Source organism: Erwinia sp. (genome assembly GCF_031978025.1).
In the GTDB taxonomy this organism is placed as follows: Bacteria; Pseudomonadota; Gammaproteobacteria; order Enterobacterales; family Enterobacteriaceae; genus Erwinia.
The window spans coordinates 1-1,713 of sequence record NZ_DALZCD010000105.1 but is presented as its reverse complement, the minus strand read 5'-3'; the positions used below and the strand labels follow the sequence as shown (position 1 = coordinate 1,713).

The window sequence follows — 1,713 nt, the reverse complement described above, 5'->3', positions numbered from 1 at the left end:
ACGCTATGTGCTGAATGGCGCCGCCGCCGAGGCACCGCTCGGTTCGACGGTTACCCTGCGTATACCGGCATCAGCGGATCCCGCTGGTTTGTGGTCAGTGCCCCTTAGTGCGATATGGGATGCCGGAAAGGGGCCGGGCGTTTGGGTACTGCAAGGCAAGCCGGTTAAGGTGACCTGGCTACCGGTAACGTTATTTGGCATCAGCGACGACAGCGCGCGCGTATCGGGTGCGTTACATGCCGGAGAGCGAATAGCTGCGCTGGGCGCCCATCTACTTCATCAGGACGAAGTTGTTCGCACCGACGCGCCTGAACCGGAAGGAATGACGCCATGAGCCACATGCGTTTTAACCTGTCGGCGCTGGCGGTACGTGAACGATCGGTCACGCTTTTTCTGATCCTTTTAATAACCGTAGCCGGCGTGATGGCCTTTCTGGGATTAGGCCGCGCGGAAGATCCGCCGTTTACCGTCAAGCAGCTAACGGTGATAAGTGCCTGGCCCGGTGCTACCGCCCAGGAAATGCAGGAGCAGGTTGCGGAGCCGCTGGAAAAACGGCTTCAGGAACTGAAATGGTACGATCGTACCGAGACCTATACGCGTCCCGGCATGGCCTATACCCTGGTTTCTCTCAGGGACAATACACCGCCCTCAGAGGTGCAGGAGCAATTTTACCAGGCGCGTAAAAAGCTTGGCGATGAGGCCCACAACCTGCCGGCCGGCGTGATCGGGCCGATGGTCAATGATGAGTTTTCGGATGTGGTATTTGCCCTGTACGCGCTTAAGGCAAAAGGGGAACCGCAGCGTCTCCTGGCGCGTGACGCCGAAAGGCTACGTCAGCAACTGCTGCATGTCCCGGGCGTGAAAAAAATCACCGTGATCGGTGAGCAGGCTGAACGTATCTACGTCTCCTTCTCTAACGAGCGTCTTGCCACGTTGGGCGTTTCTCCTGAGCAGATTTTTAACGCCCTGAACGGCCAGAATGCCCTGTCGCCAGCCGGCTCTGTGCAGACTCGCGGGCCTGAGGTTTTTATCCGGCTGGACGGTGCTTTGGATACGCTGGATAAGATTCGGCAAACCCCTGTTGTCGTCGGCAATCATACGCTCCGGCTTGCCGATGTGGCGAAGGTAGCGCGCGGCTATATCGATCCGCCTGATTTGCTTATCCGTAACGACAGTGAGCCTGCCCTGATGCTGAGCGTGGTAATGCGTGAGGGCTGGAATGGTCTGGCGCTCGGCCAGGCGCTGAAAAAGGAGATCGCTACTCTTAATGAAGCGATGCCGCTGGGCATGACGCTGACCAACGTCTCCGATCAGGCGGTTAACATCAGCTCGGCTGTTGATGAATTTATGATCAAGTTTTTTGTGGCTCTGCTGGTCGTAATAGTGGTGTGTTTCCTCAGCATGGGCTGGCGCGTCGGCATTGTGGTTGCCGCCGCGGTGCCGTTGACCCTCGCCGCAGTCTTCGTGGTAATGGCGGCAACGGGTAAAAACTTTGACCGCATCACACTGGGGTCGCTCATTCTCGCGCTGGGTCTGCTGGTTGATGACGCCATCATCGCCATTGAAATGATGGTGGTGAAAATGGAAGAGGGCTATGATCGTGTCAAAGCCTCGGCCTATGCCTGGAGCCATACTGCTGCGCCCATGCTGGCCGGCACGCTGGTAACGGCGGTGGGCTTTATGCCCAACGGCTTTGCACAATCGACCGCCGGG

The 1,713-nt window shown here is 57.9% G+C and carries 1 protein-coding gene and 1 pseudogene; both read left to right on the top strand.

All coding sequences use genetic code 11. The features are described 5' to 3' along the window. Positions 1–334: pseudogene (locus RTK32_RS10330) on the top strand (efflux RND transporter periplasmic adaptor subunit); the annotation flags it as partial. Beyond that, the coding region (locus RTK32_RS10325; RefSeq protein WP_312043632.1) for an efflux RND transporter permease subunit at positions 331–1,713 on the top strand (1,383 nt) is incomplete at its 3' end. The pseudogene RTK32_RS10330 and the gene RTK32_RS10325, both read left to right, overlap by 4 nt.